General features: G+C 70.1%; 5 protein-coding genes and 1 pseudogene. 5 read left to right on the forward strand and 1 reads right to left on the reverse strand.

Going from position 1 to position 6723, the window contains the following annotated elements:
- Positions 1 to 212: 212 nt before the first annotated feature.
- Entirely contained in the window at positions 213 to 2135 is a 1923-nt protein-coding gene (locus ACXJLU_RS32265) for a branched-chain amino acid ABC transporter ATP-binding protein/permease (RefSeq protein ID WP_457337826.1), read from the forward strand.
- Positions 2136 to 2145: 10 nt separating this feature from the next.
- Positions 2146 to 2868 carry an ABC transporter ATP-binding protein gene (locus ACXJLU_RS32270; RefSeq protein WP_457337827.1) on the forward strand — a complete coding sequence of 241 codons (723 nt, stop codon included), beginning with the start codon at positions 2146 to 2148 and terminating at the stop codon, positions 2866 to 2868.
- A gap of 1 nt (position 2869) precedes the next feature.
- Here ACXJLU_RS32270 and ACXJLU_RS32275 read toward each other — a convergent pair whose 3' ends face one another.
- A complete protein-coding gene (locus ACXJLU_RS32275; protein ID WP_457337828.1) occupies positions 2870 to 4657 on the reverse strand; it encodes an ATP-binding protein in 1788 nt (595 codons plus the stop codon).
- 69 nt (positions 4658 to 4726) lie between these two features.
- Here ACXJLU_RS32275 and ACXJLU_RS32280 point away from each other — a divergent pair, with 69 nt between their 5' ends.
- The 3 genes and pseudogenes from ACXJLU_RS32280 to ACXJLU_RS32290 form a co-directional block, all read left to right on the forward strand.
- Positions 4727 to 5377 carry a YceI family protein gene (locus ACXJLU_RS32280; protein WP_457337829.1) on the forward strand — a complete coding sequence of 217 codons (651 nt, stop codon included), beginning with the start codon at positions 4727 to 4729 and terminating at the stop codon, positions 5375 to 5377.
- Positions 5374 to 6291: an MBL fold metallo-hydrolase gene (locus ACXJLU_RS32285; RefSeq protein ID WP_457337830.1), complete on the forward strand. Its 918-nt coding sequence runs from the start codon at positions 5374 to 5376 to the stop codon at positions 6289 to 6291. The genes ACXJLU_RS32280 and ACXJLU_RS32285 overlap by 4 nt, the downstream gene beginning before the upstream one ends.
- A 142-nt stretch (positions 6292 to 6433) precedes the next feature.
- Positions 6434 to 6723, forward strand: a pseudogene (locus ACXJLU_RS32290) (hypothetical protein); the annotation flags it as partial.

Here is a 6723-nt window from a genome sequence, read left to right on the forward strand (position 1 = left end):
GGCTTTGGGGATGGCGCGCGCCAGCGCGCTTCGTGGACTGACTCATCGGCACTGTTTGACCACAACGAACGAAGTGAGTGGAGGGAGTTTGCCGATGCATCCCCAAAGCCGATCTTCGCAGTGGAGTCGGCCCGCCAGGGCCGACCGCCCCGGCATGAGCCCCCAGCCCGGCCCCTTCCCTCACCCGCCGCGACGCGCAGAAGCAGCAAAACATGAAACGACAAACCTTCGTCGCAGCAGCAATAGGCATAGCCGCACTCGTCGCCTTCCCGCTCGGCATCGAGAACCCGTATTACATCCACCTGGTCGAGACCATCATGATCTACGCGATCGTGCTGTTCGGCCTCGACATCGTCGTCGGCTACACCGGCCAGGTCTCGCTCGGCCATGCCGGCCTGTTCGGCATCGGCGCCTACACCGCCGGCGTGCTGGTGATGAAGCTGGCCGCGCCGCTGTGGATCACGCTGCCGGCCGCGATCGCCGTCACCGCGGTGTTCGGTGCGCTGCTCGCACTGCCCGCGCTGCGCGTCACCGGTCCCTACCTCGCGATGGTCACGCTCGCGTTCGGCACCATCGTGCAGATCCTCATCAACGAGATGAGCTTCCTGACCGAAGGCCCGATGGGCATCAAGCTCGAGAAGCCGATGCTGTTCGGCATGCAGCTCGGCGAGCGCGGCTACTACTGGGTGGTCGTCGCGATGCTGGTCGCGTCGCTCGTCGTCGTGCACCGCATCCTGCGCTCGCACCTCGGCCGCGCGTTCGAGGCCTTGCGCGGCAGCCCGGTCGCGTCCGACTGCATGGGCGTGTCGGTGTACCGCTACAAGGTCTATGCGTTCGTGATCAGCGCCGGCCTCGCGGGCCTCGCCGGCTCGCTCTACGCCTACTCGGAGCAGTACATCTCGCCCAACACCTACAACTTCGAGCTGACGGTGATGTTCCTGCTGGCCATCATCATGGGCGGGCGCAAGACGCGCAGCGGCGCGCTGCTCGGCGCGGCCATCATCGTGATGCTGCCCAAGCTGCTCGACGACATCGAGCTGTTCCGCTGGGTCGCGGTGCTGATCGCGATCGGCGTGGTCGCCGGCTCCGCCATCGCGCTGAAGCGCGGCAAGGCCACGCCGCGCTCGGTCGCCGTGCCGGTGCTCGGCAGCATCGCGCTCGCCGGCGTGTCGTTCGTGCTGACGACGATGACCGACTGGCGGTTGTCGATCTTCGGCGTCATCACGCTGTTCGTCGTGTACTTCCTGCAGGACGGCATCATCGGCTTCCTGCGCAATGCCCTCAACTGGCACAGCCGCGTCGAGGTGCCCGCCGTCGATGCCTCCTCGGCGCCGAAAGACGCCGTGTCGACCGCCGCGCAGCACAGCGCGCCGGAGCTGCTGGTCGCACAGGGCGTGCTGATGCAGTTCGGCGGCCTGAAGGCGCTGAACAACGTCGACCTGAGCGTCAAGCGCGGCACCATCCACGGCCTGATCGGCCCCAACGGGTCGGGCAAGAGCACGATGATGAACGTGCTGACCGGCATCTACACGCCCACCGGCGGCACGCTCGCGTTCGCCGGGCGATCGCTGGTCGGGCGCACCTCGGCCGACATCGCGCTGTCGGGCATCGCGCGTACCTTCCAGAACGTGCAGCTGTTCGGCGAGATGACGGCGCTGCAGAACGTGCAGGTCGGCCTGCATCACAGCTTCCGCAGCCACCTCGCCGATGTCGCGCTGCACACGCCGCGCTACCGGCGCGAGGAGCGCGCCGCCGCGCAGCGCGCGCTCGCGCTGCTGGAGTTCGTCGGCCTCGCGGACCTGGTGCACGAGGAAGCGCGCAACCTGCCGTACGGCAAGCAGCGGCTGCTCGAGATCGCACGCGCCCTCGCGCTCGACCCGCAGCTGCTGCTGCTCGACGAGCCGGCGGCCGGCCTGACCGCGCCCGACATCAAGGAGCTGATCTCGATCATCCGCAAGATCCGCGAGCACGGCATCACGGTGATCCTGATCGAGCACCACATGGACGTCGTGATGAGCATCTGCGACACCGTGTCGGTGCTGGACTTCGGGCAGAAGATCGCCGAGGGCCTGCCGGCGCAGGTGCAGGCGGACGAGAAAGTCATCGAGGCCTACCTCGGCGGCCAGGCCACATGAGGATGACGACATGCTGACCATCCAGAAACTCGAAGCCGGCTACGGCAAGGTGCAGGTGCTGCACGGCATCTCGATCGAGGTGCCCAAGGGCCAGGTCGTCACGCTGATCGGCTCGAACGGCGCCGGCAAGACGACGACGATGCGCGCGGTGTCCGGCATGATCAAGCCGAGTGCCGGCGAGATCAGCCTGAACGGCGAGCGCATCGACGGGCTGGAGTCGTACCACATCGCCAAGCGCGGCCTCGCGCATTCGCCCGAAGGTCGGCGCGTGTTCGCGACGATGACGGTGACCGACAACCTGACGCTCGGCGCCTTTCCGCGCCTGACCGGCAGCCGCCCGCGCGGCGACGTGAAGGCCGACCTGGAGCGCGCGCTGGAGCTGTTCCCGCGGCTGAAGGAGCGGCGCGAGCAGCTCGCCGGCACGCTGTCAGGCGGCGAGCAGCAGATGCTCGCGATGGCGCGTGCGGTGATGCTGAACCCCGAGATCGTGCTGCTCGACGAACCGTCGATGGGGCTCGCGCCGATTCTGGTGGAAGAGGTGTTCCGCATCATTGCGCGGCTCAAGAGCGAAGGCGTCACGATGCTGCTGGTCGAGCAGTTCGCGGCCGCGGCGTTGAATGTGGCCGACTACGGCTATGTGCTGGAGAACGGCCGCATCTCGGTGCACGGGCCGGCCGAGCGGCTGAAGAACGATCCGGCAGTGAAGGCCGCGTACCTGGGCGGCGGGCACTGAGCTACGAAATCAGCAGCCTGCGCAGCGTCGCCCACAGCGCATCGTCCCTGAACGGCTTGGCCATGTGATCGTCCATGCCGGCGGCCAGGCTGCGCTCGCGGTCGCCGTCCATCGCGTTGGCCGTCAGCGCGACGATCGGCGTGCGCCGGCCGTCGCCGGCCTCCTGCTCATGCTCGCGCATGCGCCGCGCCGCCTCGAAGCCGTCCATCACCGGCATCTGGCAATCCATCAGCACCAGGTCGGGCCGGCGTGCCTTGAACGCGGCCACCGCCTGCTCGCCATCGCCCACCACCTGCACCGACAGCCCCAGGCCCTGCAGCGCCGCTTCGGCCACCAGCGCATTCACCGGGTTGTCCTCGGCCAGCAGCACGTGGCCGCTCAGCAGGCGCGCGCCGTTCGCGACGACCGGCTCGGCCGGCGCATCCTCCGGCGCGGTCGGCAGCGCCACCGTCAGGCGGAAGTTCGAGCCTTCGCCGGGCACGCTGGTGAACAGCAGGTCGCCGCCCATCGCACGCGCCAGCTCGCGCGCGATCGTCAGGCCCAGCCCGGTGCCGCCGTAGCGCCGGCGAAACGAGTTGTCTCCCTGCTGGAACGCATCGAAGATGCGACCGCGGTCGACCGCCGCGATGCCGATGCCGGTGTCGCGCACGTCGATGCGCACCTGCCCGCGCACCGCATGGTGCTTCACGGTCACCGTCACCGAGCCGGCTTCGGTGAACTTGATCGCATTGCCCAGCAGCTGCTGCAGCACCTGGCGCAGCCGCGCCGCATCGCCGATCACCAGCGCCGGCCGCGTCAGCGTCAGCCGCGCCTGCAGCATCAGCCCGCGCTCGCTCGCGGCGGCGGACGATTGCGCGACCAGGTCGTCGATCAGTTGCGCCAGGTCGAAGCGCTGCACCGCCAGCGCGATCGTGCCGCCCTGCAGGTGCGAGAAGTCGAGGATGTCGTTGATCTGCGCCAGCAGGTGCTCGCCGGCGCGCTCGATCACGTCCCATTGCGCGGGCGTCGGCGCCTCGGGCTGGCGCCGCAGCAGCCGCGCGAGCCCGAGGATGCCGTGCAGCGGCGTGCGCATCTCGTGGCTCATCGTCGCGAGGAACTGGCTCTTCACGCTGCTCTGGCGCTGCGCCAGCGCGAGCGCCTCGGCACGCTCCTCGGCGATGCGGTCGGTGGTGTAGCGCAGCCGCAGCAGTTCGCGGATGCGCAGCTCGGCGCGGCGGGCCTCCCACAGCATCAGGCCGAGGAAGAACAGCAGCCCGATCGCGGTGAAGGTGCCGGCGCGCGTGCCCTGCAGCGCCTGCATCAGCGCCGCCGGCAGCAGCAGCGGCACCAGGAACGCGATGCAGGCGGACGACGCGGCCTGCAGCACGAACACCGCGACCGCCGACACGCCGACCAGCGAGGCCATCATCAGCGCGAGGATGTCGGTGTGGTGCTGCGGGATCAGCCAGGTGCCGGCCAGGCTCCAGATGAAGCCGTCCAGCGCCAGCACCGCGAGCAGCCGCCCGCGCCACGGATGCGTGGCCGGCTCGGCCTGCGCGAAGAAGCGCTGGCGCAGCAGCAGCCGCACGGTGGAGACGCTGCAGCGCATTGCGAACCAGATCCACAGCTGCGTCGGCGTGCCGTAGGGCATCAGCCCCCAGCACACCAGCAGCGCGAACGGCACGCCGGTCAGCGTGGCGGTGTGCGAACGCTGGTAGAGCAGCGCCGTCTGCTCGTCGGCCATGCGGCGCGCCAGGTCGGCGCCGAGGTGCGACGAGGGCTCGGAAGTTTCCGCCGGAACTGCGGGCATGGACATCCTTGGCGGCAGCAAACGGCCGGATGACGCATTATCGACAGCCCGTCGACGTCCAGAGCACGCATGTCCCTGCCTCTTACCCCTGTGAAACCCGCATTCGCGCGGACCATTTTGCTGGCCGCCGCGCTGCTGGCGGGCGCCCACTTGGCGGCAGCGCAAGCCGGCACCGCGCCAGCCTCGGCAGCGCCCGCGACCGCGGCCGATACGCCGGCGGTTTACCTGATCGACCCGGCGCACACCCACATCCAGTGGGAGGTGCGGCACTTCGGCACCTCGACCAGCCGCGGCCGCTTCGACGACATCAGCGGCCACGTCACGCTCGAGCGCGCGGCGCAGCGCGGCGAGGCGGCGATCACGGTCGGCACCGCGTCGATCAACAGCGGTGTGGCGCCGCTCGACACCATCCTGCGCAGCCACAGCTTCTTCGACGTGAAGAATTACCCGCAGGCCTACTTCGTCGCGAGCCAGTTCCGCTTCGCCGGAGGCCAGCCGGTGGAGCTGCGCGGCGAGCTGACGCTGCACGGTGCCTCGCAGCCGGTGAGCCTGCGGGCGGTGAGCTTCAACTGCTACGAGCATCCGGTGCTGAAGCGCGAGGTGTGCGGCGGCGACTTCGAGGCGGAGTTCTCGCGCAGCGGCTTCAACATCACCTACGGGCTGCCCGTGGTCGGCGACACGGTGAAGCTGCAGATCGGCATCGAGGCGATCCGGCAATGACCATCCCGCTGCCGGCCGGCATCGCCGTGCTGGAACGCGGCTGGCTGTCGTCGAACAACGTGCTGCTGCACGGAAGCCCCGGCGACGGCGCGGTGCTGGTCGACACCGGCCATTGCCTGCACGCCCCGCAGACGCTGGCGCTGGTGACGCAGGCGCTGGCCGGCGCGTCGCTCGCGCGCATCGTCAACACGCACCTGCACTCCGACCACTGCGGCGGCAACGCGACGCTGCAGCGCGCGCTGGGTGCCGCCGTCACGGTGCCGCAGGCCAGCTGGCAGACGGTGCAGGCGTGGGACGAAGACGCGCTGTCGTACCGAGCGACCGGGCAATTGTGCGAGCGCTTCACCGCGCAGTCGTCGCTGGCGCCGGGCGAGGCGCTGCAGGTCGGCGGCCGCGCCTGGCAGGCGCTCGCGGCACCGGGCCACGACCCGCAGTCGCTGATGCTGTTCGACGAGCGCGATGGCGTGCTGGTCTCGGCCGATGCGCTGTGGGAGAACGGCTTCGGCGTGGTGTTTCCCGAGCTCGATGGCGTCGATGCGTTCGATGAGGTGGCGGAAGTGCTCGACCTGATCGAGCGGTTGCCGGTGCGGCTCGTGCTGCCCGGCCATGGCGCGCCGTTCGACGACGTGGCCGGCGCGTTGTCGCGCGCCCGCTCGCGGCTCGCCGGCTTCCGCGCCGACCCGCTGCGCCATGCGCGCCATGGCGCGAAGGTGCTGCTGAAGTACCACCTGATGGAGCAGCGCGCGCAGGACTGGCCTGCGTTGCTGGAATGGGCCGAAGCGACGCGGCTGTTCGCCGGCGTCGCACGCCGGCTCGGCTGGGCCGACGCCTCGACCGGCTGCCGGCAGATCGTGGCTGAGTTGGCGGGGCAGGGCGCATTGCGCGTCGAAGGCGAGCGCGTGCACGACGCCTGACACCTGCGGGCACCGATCCTGCTGCCCTCACTGCATGCACCCCGGATGCCGGGGATGACCGCCGTGTCCTGACGGAACACGTCCCGAACGGGCGTGACCGGCTGACACGAAGCGCCACATTTGCAAGCAAGCGAGACGCGTCATGCCGTTTGTAAACGCCCTGAGCCACGGTTATCGAAGCCGACACCTGGCGGCCACCTTCCTCAGCGTCGCGCTGCTGGCCGCCTGCGGCGGCAAGGACAGCGAGGACGCCAGCGCACCATCGCCGGTAGCCGACGCGCCGACGCCTGCACCGGCACCGGCGCCGTCGCCTTCCCCCGCTCCGGCGCCTGCGCCGACCCCCGCCCCATCGCCATCGCCGGCTCCGTCGCCCTCACCCGCGCCAGCCCCGGCTCCCGCGCCGTCGCCTGCCCCCGCTCCGGCGCCTGCGCC

This window comes from Rhizobacter sp. P5_C2, assembly GCF_054049715.1.

What these genes read in the sequence shown, in the direction of transcription:
- ACXJLU_RS32285 (WP_457337830.1), top strand. Translation starts at nt 5,374, where the DNA reads ATGACCATCCCGCTGCCGGCCGGCATCGCCGTGCTGGAACGCGGCTGG.
- ACXJLU_RS32270 (WP_457337827.1), top strand. Translation starts at nt 2,146, where the DNA reads ATGCTGACCATCCAGAAACTCGAAGCCGGCTACGGCAAGGTGCAGGTG.
- ACXJLU_RS32275 (WP_457337828.1), bottom strand. Translation starts at nt 4,657, where the DNA reads ATGCCCGCAGTTCCGGCGGAAACTTCCGAGCCCTCGTCGCACCTCGGC.
- ACXJLU_RS32280 (WP_457337829.1), top strand. Translation starts at nt 4,727, where the DNA reads ATGTCCCTGCCTCTTACCCCTGTGAAACCCGCATTCGCGCGGACCATT.
- ACXJLU_RS32265 (WP_457337826.1), top strand. Translation starts at nt 213, where the DNA reads ATGAAACGACAAACCTTCGTCGCAGCAGCAATAGGCATAGCCGCACTC.